The following is a 21,577-nucleotide window of genomic DNA, read 5'->3' on the forward strand; positions in this document are numbered from 1 at the left end:
AAGTGCTCTATGCAACTTGAGATTAATGAATCCTTTTTTGACAGAGCTCTTTCAAATACTGGACATCCACTTTAGAACTATCCATCAAGGGAATGGCATCTATAGTATGCCAGTATTTGGGCTGTTCAGTGGCTAGTAAAACACTAGAAATCGACTTCTTAGCTTCTGGTAAAGATATTCCGTCTTTTAGTACAAGAAAGGCATGCACTTCATCACCAGCCAGATGACTACTTAACTTGAGACAAAAGGCGTCCTTGACGAAAGAACAAGAGAGTAGTTTTTGTCTGATCCTTGGCAAGTACAACTTGGTGCCTGCATAATTAGCCCAATCAGATGGTCGCCCTTCTAAAATTAATCCTGCTTTTGAGAAATGACCATAGTCTTCTACCGTAAAGGGGCATCTTACTCCGACAGCTGCATAAGGAGTTGTAACATAAATTTTATTGTTTCTCAGCTTTATTTGGACATTTTTAAAAGCTCGACCAACCAAATTGGGATACTCTAAAACCTCTCTGCCCTTACACCAGCTGATGAAACTTAATTCACTAGCGCCATAAAAAACAATAATCTCGCAATTCGGTTGCCTGTCGTAAAGCTCACGAATCAGAGGAACTGGCAAGGTTTGAGAAGAACTGATGATATAAGACAAGTTAATCTTCCTACTGTTTAAATGACTTGCTAGAACTTGTAGAAGGCTTGGTAAGAGATACATGTGACTAACTTGGCAGATCTGGCATAATTGCACCCAACTTCTCGGAGATGGTTTATCACTTATAATCAATTGCCCACCTTCATAAAGGACAGCCAAGGCCATGTTAAGGTTCCCTGAAAAACTAAAATTGCCTTTTAAGAATAAAGCCGTTTTCTGATTAATATGGAAAATTCGATTTTGCTCAGCAAAAAAATCTACCCACGAGGACATGGTTCGCCACAAAATCTTGGGTTTTCCACTTGTTCCCGAAGTCAAGATTCCGAAATCTGCTTCTAAACGTAAATCGGAGGCACCTGCTTCAGACGCTAAGGCCTGTTGGATCTCTGGAGACAAATTAGGATGGCAAATAACAGGTTTTATGCCTAATGATACAGCTACTAAAAATGTCATCAACTGTTCAAGCGGACGGTGTTCTACGATAAAGCAAACATCAGATGACTTTGAATCAAGTGTTGTCTGATTCATCATTCTTAATAAATCGCCGTAAGTGTAAGATTTGTCATCAATTACCAAAGCCTGCCGACGAGGATTCTGTTGAGCCCAAGCTTTTATTTTTTGAATCATGTTAAACTCCCACCCTTTCAATGAGGAAAGATATACCAACTCCTCCAGCACCGGCAATGGCACAAAGTCCATACCGCCCCTTTTGTAAACGGAGCGCCTGCATTACGTGTAAAAGATTGATTGCCCCTGAACAACCATAAGGGTGACCATAAGCTAAGGCACCACCAAATAGATTATAGCGGTTTACAGCTTCTGGAAAATGCCTTTCAAAGATACAATCAATCACTGAAAATGCTTCATTCCATTCAACAGCATCTATATCTGACATTGAAAGATTGACTTTCTTCAATAATTTTAGAGTTGCTTTATAAACTAATTCGGGACTGAAACGAGGATCTCCTGCCACTTGAGCCATGTCACAAATCTTAAACTCCCCAACTTGATGGCTCAATAAAAGAAAAGCAGCACCGTCATGCGTTAAACAAGAGTTTGCAGCACTTGTCAGACTGCCTGGACCTAAGATTGGAGGAATTCGACTTAACAATTTTTCCGAAATCTTAGATCGGATACCCTCATCTTTTTTTCCAGGCATTTCTAGGATAATAGGAGATAGAGCCCCTACCTCCAAGGCTTTCTGAGCTTTAGAATGGCTCTTTAAAGTCCATTGATACAATTCTTTTTGACTCACCTGATATTTTTGAGCGACTCGCTCGGCCCCTCTTATCATAGCTAGAGAATCCGTACTATCGGGTGAAAACTGAGCAACGTAGTAACTCCCTGAACGATTATCCTTGTCAGCATAAGTCCGCAATGGTTGCAAGGATGAACTTTCAATGCCGCCTGCAATAATATTTTCTGATAAACCAGCTTTTATCTTAGCAAACGCAAAACCCAAGGCGGCACTTGCTGAAGCACACTGCATATCAATAGTAGTCGCAGGAACAGCTTCAGAATAATCAGACAAGAGACCAGTTAGTCGACCAATATTGCCACCTGTTCCAACAGCATTTCCACAAATAATGTCATCAATTTGACTTTCTGGATAACGCTTCTTTAAGGCATTTAAAATCGCAGCACCTAAATATTCTGGTCGCGTATTAGCGTATTGCTTTTGAAACAGTCCAATGGGTGTCCTTAATCCCGCTTGAATATAAACATCTACCATTAAACAATCTCTCCTTTCACGATGATAATATCCCCTTTGCACAGATAAAAATTCTTTTGATGACAATAAAGTGATAATCTATCTTGCGCATAAGCTGGAGCTAAAAAACGTAAGGATAAGGCAGAAGCTCTTTGTGGTAAGACCTGTCTTAAATAGTCTAAATAAAGACAGGCTGGAATTAAGAAGGGAGCTTGCTGGTGCAAAGGATTGTGATCTCCAATAGCTCTTACAAACTGCAGAATATCTGCCTTGGTAAATTGCACGTTCGATAGAAAAGTAGCTGAGGTTAGATCTAGTTTATCATGTGATTTCCTTCCAAAAGACGAGGGCCTCTTCAATAAAAAGGTTGCTCTTAATTCCTCTCCACCTTGTACGAGTAACATCTGCCGCAATCTTTTTTGATGTCTTAAAATGAGAGTTTGATCTACTGCATTCGTTTCTTGCCATCTTAGTTTTAGGAGTAAACTATCTTTGGGTAAATCAGCATTAGATGATATCAATAATGAAAATAATTTTCTCATCATCATTCTCCAGCAAAAGATTATTTGTAAACTTATTAAATTATATTAGTTAACTATTTTTATGGTATACAAAACAGGTCAAATTGTCAATGATGATTCAAAGGTGTAAATAGCAATGAGTCGAATGGCAGGTAAGATGAGCTTTATTGCACAGGACTACGATACAAGAAAGATTGTAGCTATCCTAGATAGACGGACTCAAGCAACTATTCGCAATCATTTCCTTCGATATTCTAGACAGGTGAGAAGTCGTATGAAAGTCATTACCATGGACATGTTTAGTCCCTACTACGATATTGCTAGAAAACTTCGCTTTCGAATTTCTAGGCTCAGGCTGAAACAGTCCCCCAGACTGTTTCACTCCCAAATGCAAAAATCGTTCTCGACCGCTTTCACATTGTCTAGCATCTCAGTCGAGCAATGAATCGCGTACGCATACAAATTATGAATCAGTTTGATCGGAGATCGCACGAATATAAAGCACTGAAACGTTACTGGAAACACATCCAACAGGATAGCCGTAAACTCAGTGATAAACGATTTTATCGACCAACTTTTCGGTCACACTTGACCAATAAAGAGGTTCTAGAAAAGCTGCTTTCATACTCTCAAGAACTTAGACGGCACTATAATCTCTATCAACTCCTACTCTTTCATTTTCAAGAGAAACAAACAGACCATTTCTTTAGTCTTATTGACGAAACAGTTTCTTCTGTAAATCCTATTTTTCAAACTGTTTTTAAGACCTTTTTGAAAGATAAGGACAAGATCATGAATGCACTGGAACTTCCCTACTCAAACGCAAAACTAGAGGCTACCAATAACCTCATCAAAGTCATCAAGCGAAATGCTTTTGGCTTCCGAAACTTTGAAAACTTTAAAACGAGAATTCTCATCACTTTGAACATCAAAAAGGAGAGAACCAATTTGGTCCTCTCCAGGGTATAGCTTTTCATCAACCCACTACAGTTGACAAAGAGCCAATTATTTTTGGATTGTCGAGCAAGACGCAGTGGTTGAGTGGGTTCTACTAGGCTGATTTCATCAGCTTTTACAGCCCTACTCAACTGTGCGGAGGTGGGACGACGAAATCGAATTCTAACGAATGACCGATTTCTGTCCCACTCTCTTTTGAGTCCTAAAAGGAAAGGACGGGATTTGAACCCGCGCGTGAAAAAAATCCACTTGCCGGATTTCGAGTCCGGTGCCGTACCAAGCTGAGCCACCTTTCCAAGATGCGGAGAAAGGGATTTGAACCCTCACACCCGAATGGGCACATGCGCCTGAAGCATGCGTGTCTGCCGTTCCACCACCTCCGCATAGTTCTATTATACACTTTTTAGGAAAAATGCCAAGGAAAAAAAGGAGACTCCTTCTTCCCTGTTCTGCTCTAAGATATCCCATACCAGGACCGTTGGTTTGCGTCTTTATCCAAATGGGATCTTTCCATTTCGTTTTTCTTACGGACAAACCAACCTTATTTCTTATTTTTTGATATAATAAAACTATTAAGCAAAAAGGAGTACGATTTGCAAGGAACAATCGTCAAAGCCCTGGCCGGTTTCTACTATGTGGAGTCAGAGGGCTCTATCTACCAGACACGTGCTCGTGGAAATTTTAGGAAAAAAGGACAGACTCCTTATGTGGGAGATCAGGTAGAATTCTCCGCTGAAGAGAATTCAGAAGGCTACATCTTGAGCATTGCACCTCGCAAAAATAGTCTGGTGCGGCCTCCGATCGTGAATATCGACCAAGCAGTGGTCATCATGTCAGCCAAGGAGCCCGATTTCAATGCCAACCTGCTGGATCGCTTTTTGGTCCTTTTGGAGCATAAGGGCATTCATCCGATTGTCTACATCTCCAAGCTAGACTTACTAGAAGATCTAGAGAATATCCACTATTACCAAGGGATCTACCAGGCGATTGGGTATGATTTTGTCTTGTCAATTGAGGAACTCTTGCCACTGTTGACGGCAAAAACCACGGTCTTTATGGGACAGACTGGGGTGGGAAAATCCACTCTACTCAATAAGATCGCTCCGGATCTGGAGCTTGAAACGGGTGAAATCTCAGATAGTTTAGGGCGTGGACGTCATACGACGCGTGCAGTCAGCTTTTACCATCTGAATGGTGGCAAAATCGCCGATACGCCTGGTTTTTCCTCCCTCGATTATGAAGTGGCAAGTAGCGAAGATCTCAACCAAGCCTTTCCAGAGATTGCGGATGTGAGCCACGCTTGCAAATTTCGTACCTGTAGCCATACCCATGAACCAGCTTGTGCAGTTAAGCCGGCTGTTGAAGCTAAGGAAATTGCGGCCTTTCGTTATGAGGATTACCTGCAATTTCTCAGTGAAATCGAAAACCGTCGTGAAACCTACAAAAAGGTTTCCAAAAAAATACCCAAATAGGAGACAACTATGAAAACAATGAAATTAGCACCCTCAATTTTAAGTGCAGATTATGCCAATTTTGAAAGCGAATTGAAACGCCTTGAAGCAGCTGGAGCAGACTACGCCCATATTGATGTGATGGATGGTCATTTTGTGCCCAATATTAGCTTTGGTGCTGGTGTCGTAGCCAGCATGCGTCCACACAGCAAATTGGTCTTTGATTGCCACTTGATGGTGACCAATCCAGAACACCATATTGAAGAATTTGCCCGTGCCGGTGCAGATATCATCAGTATCCACGTAGAAGCAACCCCTCATATCCACGGGGCTCTTCAAAAAATCCGTCAAGCGGGTGTAAAAGCTAGTGTTGTCATTAATCCAGGAACCCCTGTCGACAGTATCAAGCATGTCTTAAACTTGGTGGATCAAGTCTTGGTCATGACCGTTAACCCAGGTTTCGGTGGGCAAGCCTTCCTTCCTGAAACATTGGATAAGGTCCGTGAATTAGTAGCCCTTCGTGAGGAAAAAGGCCTGGCTTTTGATATTGAAGTCGATGGTGGCATTGATGGCCAAAGCATCTTCCAAGCAAAAGAAGCTGGAGCCAATGTCTTTGTGGCAGGTTCTTATGTCTTTAACGGAGATGTCAATGAGCGTGTGCAAACACTTAGAGATGCTGTCAATGGGTAACATTGCAATACTGGCAGGAGGTGACTGCACGCTCTTGCCAAGAGATCATGACGCATATGTAGGCGTTGATGGTGGCTGTTTGAAGTTATTGGAACAAGGCCTGCCTCTGGATATGGCTGTTGGAGATTTTGATTCCGTCTCTGAGACCGATTTGAACAACATCAAATCCCAAGCCAAGCAAGTGGTTCAGTCCGTCCCTGAAAAGAACGATACGGATTTGGAATTGGCCTTGAAAGCAGTCTTTGAAGCCTATCCAAATGCTGCTGCCACCGTTTATGGTGCCTTTGGTGGTCGCTTGGATCATTTCTTGTCTAATATCTTTTTGCCGACTGATCCAGACCTAGCTCCTTATATGCAGCAGATCCAATTAGTCGATGGCCAAAATCGGCTGCTTTATCGGCCGGCCGGTTGCCACGAGATTCAGCCAGATCCTACTATGTCCTATGTGGGTTTTATGCCTGTTGGAGGGGGTCACTTAGAAATCACAGGTGCCAAATACCCCTTACATCCAGAGAATTATTTTTTGAAGGCCATGTATGGCTCCAATGAATTTTTGGACAAACCGATTCAAGTGAGTCTTGATCGTGGCTATCTCGTCATTGTTTATAGTAAAGACAGAGGTTAATATGAATATCATGCTGCTTCTGATTGGCCTGCTCAATCTGGGTCTCCTCATCTATCTCTTGCAACGGTCAGATGATACAAAGCCAAATATTGGTGAGATGCTGGAAGACCACGAGGATCATTTGACAGACCAGTTGGACTACCGTTTTGAAAAAGAAAGACAGGCCAGTCAGATTGCCAATCAACAGTTAGAAATCGCGCTGACAGATCGCTTGACTGAGATGCGAGTGGAGATCCACCAGCAGACGACGGCTTTGCGCGCTGAGATGAATGAGCACTTTACCAAAAATCGGGATAAGACGGATGAACGCATGCGCCAAATCCAAGAGTCCAATGAAGTGCGGCTAGAGCAGATGCGCCAAACGGTGGAAGAAAAATTGGAGAAAACCTTGCAACACCGCTTGCAAACTTCCTTTGAGACCGTTTCAAAACAATTGGAGTCGGTCAATAAAGGCTTGGGAGAAATGCAGACGGTGGCGAGAGATGTTGGAACTCTCAATAAAGTTCTTTCCAACACCAAGACTCGTGGGATTATGGGCGAATTGCAGCTAGGACAGATCATTGAAGATATCTTGACCCCAGCCCAGTATGAGCGAGAGTTTGTTACCGTTCCCCAATCCAGTGAGCGCGTGGAGTATGCCATTAAGCTTCCAGGACAAGGAGAGGAGCCAGTCTATCTGCCGATTGACTCTAAGTTTCCTCTCGAAGACTATTACCGTCTGGAAGAGGCTTATGAATCTGGCGATAAAGAAGAGATCGAATGTTACCGCAAAGCCCTTTTGAACAGACTCCAACGCTTTGCAAAAGACATCCAGCAAAAATATCTCTTCCCACCTGCAACGACCAATTTCGGAATTCTCTTTTTGCCAACCGAAGGCCTCTATTCCGAAGTGGTTCGCAATCCAGCATTTTTCGATCGCTTGCGTCGGGACGAACAAATTTTAGTGGCTGGACCAAGCACGCTGTCAGCCCTTTTGAATTCTTTGTCCGTTGGCTTTAAAACGCTCAATATTCAAAAGAGTGCAGACGATATCAGTAAGGTTCTAGGATCGGTCAAATCAGAATTTACTAAATTCGGAGGCATTCTCGCTAAGACTCAGCGCCATTTAAAGAATGCTTCTAATAACATTGATGATTTACTAACCAGACGGACCAATGCAATCGAGCGGACGCTCCGCCAAATCGAAAGCAACGAGGACCTGCTAGAACTAGATGAAGAGACAACAGAGGGAGACGAGAATGATCAAAATTAGCCAAATGAAAAAGGATGAACTGTTTGAAGGATTCTATTTGATCAAAACAGCAGAGGTTCGCCAGACCCGTGCAGGGAAGAACTACTTAGCCTTTGTATTCCAAGATGAGACCGGAACCATCGAAGGCAAGCTATGGGATGCCCAACCTCATAATGTAGAGAGCTTCATAGCGGGACGCGTCGTCCATATGACTGGCCGCCGAGAAGTTTACAACAATACCCCGCAGGTCAATCAATTAACCATGCGTTTGCCCCAAGCAGGAGAACCAAGTAATCCAGCTGACTTCAAGGAAAAACCGCCTGTAGATCCCAAGGAACTACAAGATTATCTTTCAAATGTCCTTTTCAAAATTGAAAATCCAATCTGGCAACGAGTTGTTCGGGCCCTCTATAGCAAATACGACAAGGAGTTCTATAGCTATCCAGCCGCAAAAACCAACCACCACGCTTTTGAAGCAGGCCTCGCTTATCACACAGCGACCATGGTTCGCTTGGCAGATCGCATTGGCGACATCTACCCGCAGTTAAATAAGAGTCTGCTCTTTGCGGGAATTATGTTGCATGACTTAGCAAAAGTACTGGAACTTAGCGGCCCTGAAAACACCGAATACACCGTTCGAGGCAACCTCATTGGCCATATTGCTTTGATCGACGAAGAAATTACCAAAGTCCTTCAAGAATTAAAAATCGATGATCAAAAAGAAGAAGTCATTGTTCTTCGCCATGTGGTCTTGAGCCACCATGGTTTGCTAGAATATGGAAGCCCTGTTCGCCCCAAGATCATGGAAGCAGAGATTATTCACATGATTGACAATCTAGATGCGGAAATGATGATGATGACAACTGCTCTCGGCTTAGTCGGTCCTGGTGAGATGACTAATAAAATCTTTGCCATGGAAAATAGATCCTTCTATAAACCGAATCTCGATCAGTAAAGACAGCGATTTCTACGGGGAATCGAGGATCAAAAAGAAAAAAATCACGAAAAAACGACCTTCTTCCAATCAGAATGTTCGTTTTTTTCTGTTCTTATGGTATAATGATAAAAAAACTACATGGTGAAAATATGAAATTAAGAAGAAGTGAACGGATGGTTGTGATTTCAAATTACCTGATCAATCATCCTTATGAATTGACTAGTCTCAATACCTTTGCGGAAAAGTATGAGTCTGCTAAATCCTCTATTTCAGAAGATATCGTGATCATCAAGCGTGCTTTTGAAGAGATGGAAATCGGCCATATTGAGACGATCACAGGAGCAGGCGGAGGCGTCGTCTTTACACCCTCCATCTCAGATGAGGAATCCAAAGAAATCGTTGAGGAACTTTGCCAACAATTATCAGAAAGCAACCGGATTCTTCCAGGGGGCTATATTTACTTATCTGATTTGTTAAGCAATCCGAAAATTTTAAACAGCATCGGACGCATCATTGCCAAAGCTTTCCGCAATAAAAAGATCGATGCCGTTATGACCGTTGCTACCAAGGGCGTCCCTTTGGCCAATGCCGTAGCCAACATTTTGAATGTACCATTTGTTATTGTTCGCCGTGATTTAAAAATCACAGAAGGTTCAACCGTCAGTGTCAATTATGTTTCCGGCTCCAGCGGGGATCGTATCGAAAAAATGTTCCTATCAAAACGTAGCCTCAAAGCAGGAAGCCGCGTCTTGATTGTCGATGACTTCCTCAAAGGTGGTGGAACCATCAACGGAATGGTCAGTCTCTTATCTGAGTTTGATTCCGAATTGGCAGGAGTGGCTGTATTCGCGGACAATGCCTCGACTGAGCGCGAATTTTTTGAACACAAATCCTTGCTCCGCGTGACAAATATCGATGTCAAAGAAAATAAATTAAATGTCGAAGTAGGGAATATCTTTGATTAAGAGGCGAGAAAGGAGAAGCAAAAAGTGAAAAGAATCTTAGACCGATTTGATAACAGTCCTTTATGGATCCGTTTGCTGACTGTTCTGGCCCTGACCTTTATTTTGGTGGCGGGTATGTATACGGTGAAAAAGAATACAGCTGCTCAAGTAACAACAGAAATCCAGCCTGCTAAAAAAACAGGTTCTCTTCCCGTCAAAAAAGAAACAAAAGAAGAGAAAGAGAAAAAGGAAGAAAAGAAAAATACGGAAGCTGCAGAAAAAGCAGTTGTGCAAATGGAGACCAATCCTAGTCAAGACACTGTGAACGCGGCTCAAACTGCCGTCAAAAAAGTAAAGGATGAGACTCAAAAACAATCGCTCACAGCCCGTATCCAATACATTGCCAATTATTATGGTTTGACCTATGAAGGGGATGCTACAGCGACCCAACAAAATCAAACGGGTGCCAATGCCAATGCAAATGGTGGGGCAGGTGTTGCAACAGTCCCTGCTCAGCAGCAACAGTCAACTCCAGCAGTAGATGGAGGAGCACAAGCGCCGGCTGAAACAGCTCAACAATAGAGTTTTTGAAGTTAGGGAAAATATAAAAAAAGATCTTGCAATCAAAGTGCCGTCGTGTTATAATAATAGACGGTACTTTTTACTTTTGGTCTCTCAAGAGTGTACAGGGACGTGCTGACAAATGTTGCAAAAGTACACACGGATGGTAGCTGTCACCAAGTGTACCATCACCAAAAATAAAAAATTTCACAGGAGAATGTAGATGCCTACAATTAACCAATTGGTTCGCAAACCGCGTAAATCAAAAGTAGAAAAATCTAAATCACCAGCTTTGAACGTTGGTTACAACAGTCATAAAAAAGTTCAAACAAACGTTTCTTCACCACAAAAACGTGGTGTTGCAACTCGTGTTGGAACAATGACACCTAAGAAACCTAACTCAGCCCTTCGTAAATTCGCTCGTGTACGTTTGAGCAACCTTATTGAAGTGACTGCTTATATCCCAGGTATCGGACACAACTTGCAAGAACACAGCGTGGTTCTTCTTCGTGGTGGACGTGTAAAAGACCTTCCAGGGGTACGTTACCATATCGTCCGTGGAGCACTTGATACTGCAGGTGTAAACGATCGTAAACAAGGCCGTTCTAAATACGGTACTAAAAAACCAAAAGCATAAGGAAAGGGGATAAAGAGAAATGAGTCGTAAAAACCGTGCGCCTAAACGCGATGTATTGCCAGATCCGCTTTACAATTCACAATTAGTTACTCGTCTTATCAACCGCGTTATGCTTGATGGTAAACGTGGTACAGCTGCTTCAATCGTTTACGGAGCTTTCGAACAAATCAAAGAAGCTACTGGAAACGATGCTCTTGAAGTATTCGAAACAGCTATGGAAAACATCATGCCTGTACTTGAAGTACGTGCACGCCGTGTCGGTGGATCTAACTACCAAGTCCCAGTTGAAGTTCGTCCAGAACGTCGTACAACACTTGGACTTCGTTGGTTGGTAACAATCGCTCGTCAACGTGGTGAACACACTATGGTGGATCGCCTTGCAAAAGAAATCTTGGATGCAGCAAACAACACTGGTGCAGCCGTTAAGAAACGTGAAGACACTCACCGTATGGCAGAAGCCAACCGTGCCTTCGCACACTTCCGTTGGTAAGATTAAGATACTAAGGGCGTTAAAAAAGCGACTGAAAATTAGGAAGCTTGACGAAGAATCGAAGATTCTAGGAAAGCTTATCTATTTTCCGAGCTTTTAGCCCGGGTTCAATTATGATACCAAGAGCTGCAAAGGCCCAAGGCAAAAATAGGAAACTGATGCAGTGTTCCGTGAACACAAAGCAGTTTATCTTTTTTGCACCGGGCCTCGCTCAGGTTCAAATTAGCTAAAACGAATAGTATTAGCTATGATTCAACTCACCAACGAGTTGAAACCAACAAATCAAGAAACCAATGAGAACGGGTGGGTCCTGCCTATCCGTTTTTATTGAAATCGTGTTATAATAGAATAGAAATAAAAAATATAGGAGAAACAAACCTCATGGCACGCGAATTTTCACTTGAAAAAACTCGTAATATCGGTATCATGGCTCACGTCGATGCTGGTAAAACAACTACAACTGAGCGTATCCTTTACTACACTGGTAAGATTCACAAAATCGGTGAAACTCACGAAGGTGCGTCACAAATGGACTGGATGGAGCAAGAACAAGAACGTGGGATCACGATCACATCTGCTGCAACAACAGCTCAATGGAAAGACACTCGTGTAAATATCATCGACACACCAGGACACGTGGACTTCACGATCGAAGTACAACGTTCTCTTCGTGTATTGGACGGTGCGGTTACCGTTCTTGACTCTCAATCAGGTGTAGAACCTCAAACAGAAACAGTTTGGCGTCAAGCAACTGAATACAGAGTTCCACGTATCGTATTTGCCAACAAGATGGATAAAATCGGTGCTGACTTCCTTTACTCAGTAAGCACACTTCATGACCGTCTTCAAGCAAACGCTCACCCAATTCAATTGCCAATCGGTGCTGAAGATGACTTCCGTGGAATCATCGACTTGATCAAGATGAAAGCTGAAATCTATACCAACGACCTTGGTACAGATATCCTTGAAGAAGATATTCCTGCTGAATACCTTGAACAAGCGCAAGAATACCGTGAAAAATTGGTTGAAGCAGTTGCTGAAACTGATGAAGATTTGATGATGAAATACCTTGAAGGTGAAGAAATCACAAATGAAGAATTGAAAGCTGGTATCCGTAAAGCGACGATCAATGTTGAATTCTTCCCAGTATTGTGTGGTTCTGCCTTCAAGAACAAAGGGGTTCAATTGATGTTGGATGCAGTCCTTGACTATCTTCCAAGCCCACTTGATATCCCTGCAATCAAGGGTGTAAACCCAGATACAGACGAAGAAGAAGAACGTCCAGCATCTGATGAAGAGCCATTTGCAGCGCTTGCCTTCAAGATTATGACGGACCCATTCGTAGGTCGTTTGACCTTCTTCCGTGTTTACTCAGGTGTCTTGAACTCAGGTTCATACGTCTTGAACACTTCTAAAGGTAAACGTGAACGTATCGGACGTATCCTTCAAATGCACGCCAACACTCGTAAAGAAATCGAAACAGTTTACTCTGGAGATATCGCTGCTGCCGTTGGTTTGAAAGATACAACAACTGGTGACTCATTGACAGATGAAAAAGCTAAAATCATCCTTGAATCAATCGAAGTTCCAGAACCAGTTATCCAATTGATGGTTGAACCTAAATCTAAAGCTGACCAAGATAAGATGGCGATTGCCCTTCAAAAATTGGCTGAAGAAGATCCAACTTTCCGTGTTGAAACAAACCCAGAAACTGGTGAAACAGTTATCTCTGGTATGGGTGAGTTGCACTTGGATGTCCTTGTTGACCGTATGAAACGTGAATTCAAGGTTGAAGCAAACGTTGGTGCACCTCAAGTATCATACCGTGAAACATTCCGCGCTTCTACACAAGCACGTGGATTCTTCAAACGTCAATCTGGTGGTAAAGGTCAGTTTGGTGATGTTTGGATTGAATTTACTCCAAACGAAGAAGGTAAAGGATTCGAGTTCGAAAATGCGATCGTCGGTGGTGTGGTTCCGCGTGAATTCATCCCTGCAGTAGAAAAAGGACTTCAAGAATCTATGGCAAATGGTGTTCTTGCTGGTTACCCAATGGTTGACGTGAAAGCGAAGCTTTACGATGGTTCATACCACGATGTCGACTCATCTGAAACAGCCTTCAAGATCGCTGCATCTCTTGCACTTAAAGAAGCTGCTAAGACTGCACAACCAGCTATCCTTGAACCAATGATGCTTGTAACCATCACAGTTCCTGAAGAAAACCTTGGGGATGTTATGGGTCACGTAACTGCTCGTCGTGGACGTGTAGATGGTATGGAAGCACATGGTGCAAGCCAAATCGTTCGTGCTTATGTACCACTTGCTGAAATGTTCGGTTACGCTACTGTTCTTCGTTCTGCAACTCAAGGACGTGGTACCTTCATGATGGTATTCGACCACTACGAAGATGTACCAAAATCAGTACAAGAAGAAATCATTAAAAAAGCGAAAGGTGAAGCTTAATTCACTCACCTACAGAAGAGGCTGGGACAAAAGTCCTAGCCTCTTCTTGTTTTTGGATTGTCGAGCAAGACGCAGTGGTTGAGTGCTCAAAGCACTGCTTTGAGGTGGAGGATAGAACTTGCGAAGCAAGTATCCTAAGTCTTTGTTCGCTTTTTAAGCTTCAAAGATGCCCTATGTTGACGGAAACTATGTTTCCTTTATCTGCAACCTTCAACAGTCTCCCAGACTGTTGAAGCTGTGTGGAGGTAGGACGACGAAATCGAATTCTAACGAATGACCGATTTCTGTCCCACTCTCTTCTTTTTTTCCGACTTTGTGAATGAAAAAGAGACGAAAGACTGTCATCTAAATAAGAACTTTGTGAAATACAAGGATAGAAAAGGAAAACTTGAGGGATTTTCTCTTTCTTTTCGTTGGGAAATAGTTGCTTTTTAATGCAATAAAGTATATAATAGGAACTGTTAAAAGATGTTTGGCGCTGTGTCAAGTTACTCTTTTCACATAAAAATTTTTTGATTTTCATAAGGAGGAAATCACGAATGGTAGTTAAAGTTGGTATTAACGGTTTCGGTCGTATCGGACGTCTTGCTTTCCGTCGTATCCAAAACGTAGAAGGTGTTGAAGTTACTCGCATCAACGACCTTACAGATCCAGTTATGCTTGCACACTTGTTGAAATACGACACAACTCAAGGTCGTTTCGACGGTACTGTGGAAGTTAAAGAAGGTGGATTCGAAGTTAACGGTAAATTCGTTAAAGTTTCTGCTGAACGCGATCCAGAACAAATCGACTGGGCTAACGACGGTGTAGAAATCGTTCTTGAAGCAACTGGTTTCTTTGCTAAGAAAGATGCTGCTGAAAAACACTTGCATGCTGGTGGAGCTAAGAAAGTTGTTATCACTGCTCCTGGTGGATCAGACGTTAAAACAGTTGTATTTAACACTAACCACGATATCCTTGATGGTACTGAAACAGTTATCTCAGGTGCTTCATGTACTACAAACTGTTTGGCTCCAATGGCTAAAGCTCTTCATGACAACTTCGGTATCGTTGAAGGTTTGATGACTACTATCCACGGTTACACTGGTGACCAAATGGTTCTTGACGGACCACACCGTAAAGGTGACCTTCGCCGTGCTCGTGCTGCTGCAGCTAACATCGTTCCTAACTCAACTGGTGCTGCTAAAGCAATCGGTTTGGTTATCCCTGAATTGAACGGTAAATTGGACGGAGCTGCTCAACGTGTTCCTGTTCCAACTGGTTCAGTTACTGAATTGGTAGCTGTTCTTGAAAAGAACGTTACTGTTGATGAAGTGAACGCAGCTATGAAAGCAGCTTCAAACGAATCATACGGTTACAATGAAGATCCAATCGTATCTTCTGATATCGTAGGTATGTCATTCGGTTCATTGTTTGACGCAACTCAAACTAAAGTTCTTGACGTTGATGGTAAACAATTGGTTAAAGTTGTTTCATGGTATGACAACGAAATGTCTTACACTTCACAACTTGTTCGTACTCTTGAATACTTCGCAAAAATTGCTAAATAATTCAGGCGTATGATGAGAGGAGGGCAACCTCCTCTTTTTTGTACCTTTTTTTCTACTAATGGGGATACCAATCAGGTAAAGCATAGGGAATCCTGCTCAATAAGAGGGGGAAATCATCGAATTTTGCTATCTCTTTTACAGCTTTTGTGATATAATTATCATGTAATAAAAAAAGAAGGAGTCATATCTAATGGCAAAATTGACTGTTAAAGATGTTGACTTGAAAGGGAAAAAAGTTCTCGTTCGTGTTGACTTCAACGTTCCTGTAAAAGACGGTGTGATCACTAATGATAACCGTATCACTGCTGCTCTTCCAACAATCAAGTATATCCTTGAACAAGGTGGACGTGCAATCCTCTTCTCTCACCTTGGACGTGTAAAAGAAGAAGCTGACAAAGAAGGTAAATCACTTGCTCCTGTAGCTGCTGACTTGGCTGCTAAATTGGGTCAAGAAGTGAAATTTATCCCAGGTGTTACACGTGGTGCTGAATTGGAAGCAGCTGTTAACGCTCTTGAAGATGGACAAGTTCTCTTGGTTGAAAACACTCGTTTCGAAGATGTTGATGGCAAGAAAGAATCTAAAAATGATCCTGAACTTGGTAAATACTGGGCATCACTTGGAGATGGTATCTTTGTAAACGATGCATTCGGTACTGCTCACCGTGCACACGCATCTAACGTTGGTATCTCTGCAAACGTTGATAAAGCTGTTGCTGGATTCCTTCTTGAAAACGAAATTGCTTATATCAAAGAAGCAGTTGAAGCTCCAGAACGTCCATTCGTAGCGATCCTTGGTGGATCAAAAGTATCTGACAAGATCGGTGTTATCGAAAACCTTCTTGAAAAAGCTGATAAAGTCCTTATCGGTGGTGGGATGACTTACACATTCTACAAAGCTCAAGGTATCGAAATTGGTAACTCACTTGTAGAAGAAGACAAATTGGATGTGGCGAAAGCTCTTCTTGAAAAAGCAAACGGTAAATTGATCTTGCCAGTTGACTCAAAAGAAGCAAACGCCTTTGCTGACTACACTGAAGTGAAAGACACTGAAGGTGAAGCAGTAGATCCAGGATTCCTTGGCCTTGATATCGGTCCAAAATCTATCGCTGAATTCGACAAAGCATTGACTGGTGCGAAAACAGTTGTATGGAATGGTCCTATGGGTGTATTTGAAAACCCTGACTTCCAAGCAGGTACAATCGGTGTGATGGACGCTATCGTAAAACAACCTGGCGTTAAATCAATCATCGGTGGTGGTGACTCAGCTGCTGCAGCTATCAACCTTGGACGTGCAGACAAATTCTCATGGATCTCTACTGGTGGTGGTGCATCTATGGAACTCCTTGAAGGTAAAGAACTTCCAGGATTGGCTGCTCTTACTGATAAATAAGTCAATTTGAATAAATGAAGAGGCTGGGACAAAAGTCCTAGCCTCTCAATTATTTTTGGATTGTCGAGCAAGGCGCAGTGGTTGAGTGCTCAAAGCACTGCTTTGAGGTGGCGGATAGAACTTGCGAAGCAAGTATCCTACGTCTTTGTTCGCTTTTTAAGCTTCAAAGATGCCCTATGTTGACGGAAACTATGTTTCCTTTATCTGCAACCTTCAACAGTCTCCCAGACTGTTGAAGCTGTGCGGAGGTGGGACGACGAAATCAAATTCTAACGAATGACCGATTTCTGTCCCACTCTCTTTTTGCTGCCTTTCTATTTTTACTGGTTCTATCCTTTCTGAAAATATGGTAGAATAGTAGAAATAGAAAGATAGGTGACCATGGATTACTTTAAACGACACAAATTTGATTGGTCCAAATTCCGTTTGGGAATGAGAACCTTTAAAACTGGGATTGCCGTTTTTATTGTACTCCTGATTTTTGGGGTATTTGGTTGGAAAGGTCTTCAGATCGGGACCTTGACAGCTGTTTTTAGTTTACGGGAAGACTTTGATAAGAGTGTCCATTTTGGAGCTTCTCGTGTCATGGGCAATAGTATCGGAGGTTTTTATGCCGTATTGTTCTTCCTTTTAAAAACGTTCTTTCATGGGGCGTATTGGGTGACTCTGATTTTTATCCCCATTGCGACCATGTTAACCATTATGACCAATGTTGCGATGAATAATAAGGCTGGGATCATTGGGGGAGTTGCGGCCATGCTGATCATCACCCTCTCCATTCCTGATGGGGAGACCTTCTTGTATGTTTTTGCCCGTATCTTTGAGACCTTTGTGGGTGTGTTTGTAGCCATTTTGGTCAATTCGGATGTCGATCGGATACGGGACGCCCTCAGGAAACGTAAAAAACCTATGTAAGATTATATGACATTTGATCTTGACATAGATTTTTTTTGGGTTATAATAGAATAGAAAGAGGAATGGTATGAAGGAAAAGGAATTACGACGCTCGCTTGCGGTCTTTCCGATTGGGAGCGTGATGAAACTGACTGATTTGACAGCACGCCAGATTCGCTATTATGAAGATCAGGGCTTGATTTTTCCTGATCGTACAGAAGGCAATCGCCGTATGTATTCGTTGGACAATATGGACCGGCTCTTAGAGATTAAGGATTATATCTCTGACGGCTTGAACATTGCGGATATCAAGAGAAGATATGCGGAAAAAGAGCAGGTAACTACCAAAGCTGTCAGTCAAGAAGAGATCCGTAAGGCCCTTCATCGTGACATTGTTCAGCAAAGTCGCTTCACATCATCCCCATCGCCATATGATCCATTTCGTTGATCATTTCATTTCTTTGCATTTTATTTTAAGGAGACAAAAATGTCAATTACTGCTGCAGATATTCGCCGTGAAGTAAAAGAAAAAAATGTTACTTTTATTCGTTTAATGTTCTCTGATATTTTGGGAACGATGAAAAACGTCGAAATTCCAGCTACCGATGAGCAACTGGACAAGGTTCTTTCAAACAAAGCTATGTTTGATGGTTCTTCGATCGAAGGATTTGTTCGTATCAATGAGTCAGATATGTATTTGTACCCAGATTTGGATACTTGGACAGTCTTTCCATGGGGTGATGAAAATGGTAGTGTAGCTGGTTTGATCTGTGATGTCTATACAACGGAAGGTAAACCATTTGCAGGGGACCCTCGTGGGAATTTGAAACGTGCCCTTCGTCATATGGAAGAACTTGGATTCAAGTCCTTTAACCTTGGTCCAGAACCTGAATTCTTCCTCTTCAAGTTAGACGAAAATGGGGATCCAACGCTTGAAGTAAACGACAAAGGCGGCTATTTTGACTTGGCTCCAACAGACCTCGCAGATAACACTCGTCGTGAAATCGTTAATGTCTTGACTAAGATGGGATTTGAAGTGGAAGCCAGTCACCACGAAGTAGCCGTTGGTCAGCATGAAATCGACTTTAAATATGATGAAGTTCTTCGCGCTTGTGATAAGATTCAAATCTTCAAACTTGTCGTGAAAACCATTGCCCGTAAACACGGTTTGTATGCTACCTTTATGGCCAAACCAAAATTTGGTATCGCTGGTTCAGGAATGCACTGTAATATGTCTCTCTTTGACCAAGATGGCAACAATGCTTTCTTTGATCCAGAAGATCCAAAAGGCATGCAATTGTCAGAAACAGCTTACTACTTCCTTGGTGGCTTGATCAAGCATGCATACAACTTTACGGCGATTACCAACCCAACGGTTAATTCTTATAAGCGTTTGGTGCCAGGATATGAAGCACCAGTCTACATTGCCTGGGCAGGACGCAACCGTTCTCCACTTGTGCGTGTACCAGCGTCACGTGGAATGGGGACTCGTTTGGAATTGCGCTCAGTAGACCCAATGGCCAATCCATATGTAGCCTTGGCTGTCCTTCTTGAAGTTGGACTTCATGGTGTTGAAAATAAAATCGAAGCACCAGCTCCGATCGAAGAAAACATCTATGTGATGACACCAGAAGAACGCAGAGCTGCTGGAATTACAGACCTTCCTTCAACTCTTCATAATGCTTTGAAAGCTTTGACAGAAGATGAAGTCGTCAAAGCAGCCTTGGGTGAACACATCTACACCAGCTTTCTTGAAGCCAAACGGATCGAATGGGCTAGCTATGCCACCTTCGTATCGCAATGGGAAGTAGATCACTATCTAGACCTTTATTAAGCACCAAGAGCAAAGAGGCTGGGACAAAAGTCCTAGCCTCTTCTTGTTTTTGGATTGTCTAGTAAGACGCAGTGGTTGAGTGCTCAAAGCACTGCTTTGAGGTGGCGGATAGAACTTGCGAAGCAAGTATCCTAAGTCTTTGTTCGCTTTTTAAGCTTCAAAGATGCCCTATGTTGACGGAAACTATGTTTCCTTTATCTGCAACCTTCAACAGTCTCCCAGACTGTTGAAGCTGTGCGGAGGTGGGACGACGAAATCGAATTCTAACGAATGACCGATTTCTGTCCCACTCTCTTTTCGTTCTTCAAAACGTCACAATAAAACCAGTTGAGCTCAGGGTCTCAACTGGTTGTTTTTTTAATGTTCGTCATCAGGTGTGAGAATCATTGGGATAATGATGGGTTCACGCTCTGTGCTTTCGTAAAGGAATGGACGAAGAGCGTTGACAATCGCACCATTAACGGTTTGGATATTGGCATCTTTATTCTTTAATGCGATGCGGATCGCGTTAAAGAGTAGGCGCTGGCTTTCACGGATCAGGTCTCCTGATTCACGCATGTAGATGAACCCACGGCTCAAGATATCTGGGCCTGCTAGGATCATCTTGGACTTAAAGTCGACCGTTGCGACAGCCAGGACAACCCCATCTTCTGAAAGGTCTTTGCGGTCACGAAGGACTGCAGCACCGATTTCACCGATACGATTTCCATCAACATAGATGTCTTGGGCGTTAAAGCTTCCTGCGATCCGGGCAGAGTTGGCTGTAAGAGCGAGGACATCACCATTGCTCATGATAAAGATATTGTCTTTTTCAACACCCGTATCTTGGGCAAGTCCTGCATGGATTTTTTGCATCCGGTATTCACCATGGACAGGCATGAAGTATTTTGGTTTGATCAAGCGGAGCATGAGTTTTTGTTCTTGTTGCCCCCCGTGTCCAGAGGTATGGATGTTGTTGATCTTCCCGTGAATGACATCGACACCTGCTTCGGCAATCGTATTGATCAATTTATTGACACTGGTTGTATTTCCAGGAATTGGACTAGAAGAGAAAATCACAGTATCTCCTGGTTGGAGTTGCACTTGGCGGTGGGTTCCATTAGCAATCCGAGAGAGGGCTGCCATTGGCTCTCCTTGGCTTCCTGTACACATGATCAGGATTTCATTGGCCGCATAGTCTTTGATCTCATTTGGCTCGATAATGGTTCCAGGAGGGACCTTGATGTAGCCAAGCTCGATTCCGTTGACGATGGCTTTTTCCATGGAGCGCCCAAAGACGACGATCTTGCGACCTGTCTTGACAGCGGCCTCAGCTGCCTGTTGGAGACGGAAGATATTCGAGGCAAAGGAAGCAAAGATGATGCGCCCATGGATACCTTCGATGATCTTCATGATGGATTGGCCAACCACTTTTTCAGAGTTGGTAAAGGTTGGAATTTCCGCGTTGGTTGAGTCTGAGAGCAGACAGAGAACGCCTTCTTCCCCAAGAGCTGCCATACGATGGAGGTCAGCTGGTTCCCCAACAGGGGTAAAGTCAAATTTGAAGTCTCCAGTACAGACAATCTTACCTTGAGGGGTGTGAATCACAATCCCCAAAGGTTCTGGAATCGAGTGAGTCGTACGGAAGAAGGTTGCTTTCAGGTTTTTAAATTGAAGTTCAGTGTTTTGGTTGATTTCGTAGAGTTTGGCATTGCGAAGAAGGCCGTGCTCTTCTAATTTTCCACGGATCAAGGCAAGGGCCAAAGGTCCAGCATAGATCGGAACATTGGCTTGTTTCAAAAGGAAAGGAATCCCCCCAATGTGGTCTTCGTGTCCGTGGGTAATGAGGACCGCTTTGACGCGATCGATATTGTCTACGATATAAGAGTAATCCGGAATGACATAGTCGATCCCAAGGAGGTCATCTTCTGGGAATTTGATCCCGGCATCGACAATGATAATTTCATCTTGGTATTCGATCCCGTAGGTATTTTTCCCGATTTCTCCAAGTCCACCAATGGCAAATACACCGACTTCTTCAGGTTTTAAGGTATAAGCCATGG

General features: G+C 42.9%; 19 protein-coding genes, 2 tRNA genes and 1 pseudogene. 16 read left to right on the forward strand and 6 right to left on the reverse strand.

From position 1 onward, the window contains the following. Positions 1-22 precede the first annotated feature (22 nt). The 3 genes from HA044_RS01580 to HA044_RS01590 are packed head-to-tail and all read right to left on the reverse strand — an operon-like array spanning position 23 to position 2,902. Positions 23-1,276, reverse strand: coding sequence for an AMP-binding protein (locus tag HA044_RS01580; protein ID WP_262407443.1), 1,254 nt, complete (start codon positions 1,274-1,276; stop codon positions 23-25). Position 1,277: 1 nt separating this feature from the next. Continuing rightward, complete coding sequence (locus HA044_RS01585) at positions 1,278-2,381, reverse strand: thiolase family protein (protein WP_187538640.1); 1,104 nt, start codon at positions 2,379-2,381, stop codon at positions 1,278-1,280. Continuing rightward, positions 2,381-2,902: a MaoC family dehydratase gene (locus HA044_RS01590; protein ID WP_187538642.1), complete on the reverse strand. Its 522-nt coding sequence runs from the start codon at positions 2,900-2,902 to the stop codon at positions 2,381-2,383. The genes HA044_RS01585 and HA044_RS01590 overlap by 1 nt, the downstream gene beginning before the upstream one ends. A 130-nt stretch (positions 2,903-3,032) precedes the next feature. Between HA044_RS01590 and HA044_RS01595 the strand changes: the two are divergent. Then, positions 3,033-3,850, forward strand: a pseudogene (locus HA044_RS01595) (transposase); the annotation flags it as partial. A gap of 195 nt (positions 3,851-4,045) precedes the next feature. Here the strand turns inward: HA044_RS01595 and HA044_RS01600 are convergent. Continuing rightward, a tRNA-Ser gene (locus HA044_RS01600) sits at positions 4,046-4,134 on the reverse strand. Between the two features lie 4 nt (positions 4,135-4,138). Next, positions 4,139-4,221 (reverse strand) — tRNA-Leu (locus tag HA044_RS01605). A 210-nt stretch (positions 4,222-4,431) separates the two neighbouring features. Between HA044_RS01605 and rsgA the strand changes: the two genes are divergently transcribed. The 15 genes from rsgA to glnA all read left to right on the forward strand — a co-directional run bounded on the left by rsgA (position 4,432) and on the right by glnA (position 19,535). Next, complete coding sequence (rsgA, locus tag HA044_RS01610; protein ID WP_187538643.1) at positions 4,432-5,310, forward strand: ribosome small subunit-dependent GTPase A; 879 nt, start codon at positions 4,432-4,434, stop codon at positions 5,308-5,310. Between the two features lie 9 nt (positions 5,311-5,319). Then, positions 5,320-5,979 carry a ribulose-phosphate 3-epimerase gene (gene rpe / locus HA044_RS01615; RefSeq protein WP_187538645.1) on the forward strand — a complete coding sequence of 220 codons (660 nt, stop codon included), beginning with the start codon at positions 5,320-5,322 and terminating at the stop codon, positions 5,977-5,979. Then, entirely contained in the window at positions 5,972-6,604 is a 633-nt protein-coding gene (locus HA044_RS01620; RefSeq protein WP_187538647.1) for a thiamine diphosphokinase, read from the forward strand. The genes rpe and HA044_RS01620 overlap by 8 nt, the downstream gene beginning before the upstream one ends. Position 6,605: 1 nt before the next feature. After that, positions 6,606-7,856, forward strand: a complete 1,251-nt coding sequence (locus HA044_RS01625) for a DNA recombination protein RmuC (RefSeq protein ID WP_187538649.1) — start codon at positions 6,606-6,608, stop codon at positions 7,854-7,856. After that, positions 7,846-8,790 carry a 3'-5' exoribonuclease YhaM family protein gene (locus HA044_RS01630; RefSeq protein ID WP_187538878.1) on the forward strand — a complete coding sequence of 315 codons (945 nt, stop codon included), beginning with the start codon at positions 7,846-7,848 and terminating at the stop codon, positions 8,788-8,790. Before HA044_RS01625 ends, HA044_RS01630 begins: the two co-directional genes overlap by 11 nt. Positions 8,791-8,921: 131 nt before the next feature. Further along, the gene (purR, locus tag HA044_RS01635; RefSeq protein WP_187538651.1) at positions 8,922-9,737 is read left to right on the forward strand and encodes a pur operon repressor; all 816 of its coding nucleotides are present in this window, start codon (positions 8,922-8,924) and stop codon (positions 9,735-9,737) included. 24 nt (positions 9,738-9,761) lie between these two features. Next, positions 9,762-10,298 (forward strand): hypothetical protein, encoded by a 537-nt coding sequence (locus HA044_RS01640; RefSeq protein ID WP_187538653.1) that lies wholly within the window; start codon positions 9,762-9,764, stop codon positions 10,296-10,298. A gap of 202 nt (positions 10,299-10,500) precedes the next feature. After that, positions 10,501-10,914 carry a 30S ribosomal protein S12 gene (gene rpsL, locus HA044_RS01645; protein ID WP_003003125.1) on the forward strand — a complete coding sequence of 138 codons (414 nt, stop codon included), beginning with the start codon at positions 10,501-10,503 and terminating at the stop codon, positions 10,912-10,914. A 19-nt stretch (positions 10,915-10,933) separates the two neighbouring features. Further along, on the forward strand, positions 10,934-11,404 hold the full coding sequence (rpsG, locus tag HA044_RS01650; RefSeq protein ID WP_003003105.1) for a 30S ribosomal protein S7: 471 nt from the start codon (positions 10,934-10,936) through the stop codon (positions 11,402-11,404). Between the two features lie 381 nt (positions 11,405-11,785). Next, complete coding sequence (gene fusA, locus HA044_RS01655) at positions 11,786-13,867, forward strand: elongation factor G (RefSeq protein WP_187538655.1); 2,082 nt, start codon at positions 11,786-11,788, stop codon at positions 13,865-13,867. Between the two features lie 539 nt (positions 13,868-14,406). Beyond that, a complete protein-coding gene (gene gap, locus HA044_RS01660; RefSeq protein ID WP_187538657.1) occupies positions 14,407-15,417 on the forward strand; it encodes a type I glyceraldehyde-3-phosphate dehydrogenase in 1,011 nt (336 codons plus the stop codon). A gap of 190 nt (positions 15,418-15,607) precedes the next feature. After that, entirely contained in the window at positions 15,608-16,807 is a 1,200-nt protein-coding gene (locus HA044_RS01665; protein ID WP_187538659.1) for a phosphoglycerate kinase, read from the forward strand. A 381-nt stretch (positions 16,808-17,188) separates the two neighbouring features. After that, a complete protein-coding gene (locus HA044_RS01670; protein ID WP_187538661.1) occupies positions 17,189-17,722 on the forward strand; it encodes an aromatic acid exporter family protein in 534 nt (177 codons plus the stop codon). A gap of 67 nt (positions 17,723-17,789) precedes the next feature. Continuing rightward, positions 17,790-18,149 carry a MerR family transcriptional regulator gene (locus HA044_RS01675; protein ID WP_187538663.1) on the forward strand — a complete coding sequence of 120 codons (360 nt, stop codon included), beginning with the start codon at positions 17,790-17,792 and terminating at the stop codon, positions 18,147-18,149. A gap of 39 nt (positions 18,150-18,188) precedes the next feature. Then, positions 18,189-19,535, forward strand: a complete 1,347-nt coding sequence (gene glnA, locus HA044_RS01680) for a type I glutamate--ammonia ligase (protein WP_187538665.1) — start codon at positions 18,189-18,191, stop codon at positions 19,533-19,535. 357 nt (positions 19,536-19,892) lie between these two features. Here the strand turns inward: glnA and rnjA are convergent, their stop codons facing one another. Further along, the gene (gene rnjA / locus HA044_RS01685) at positions 19,893-21,575 is read right to left on the reverse strand and encodes a ribonuclease J1 (RefSeq protein ID WP_187538667.1); all 1,683 of its coding nucleotides are present in this window, start codon (positions 21,573-21,575) and stop codon (positions 19,893-19,895) included. Between the last annotated feature and the right edge of the window lie 2 nt (positions 21,576-21,577).

Source organism: Streptococcus sp. IMAU 99161, assembly GCF_014435245.1.
Taxonomy (GTDB): Bacteria; Bacillota; Bacilli; order Lactobacillales; family Streptococcaceae; genus Streptococcus; species Streptococcus lactarius.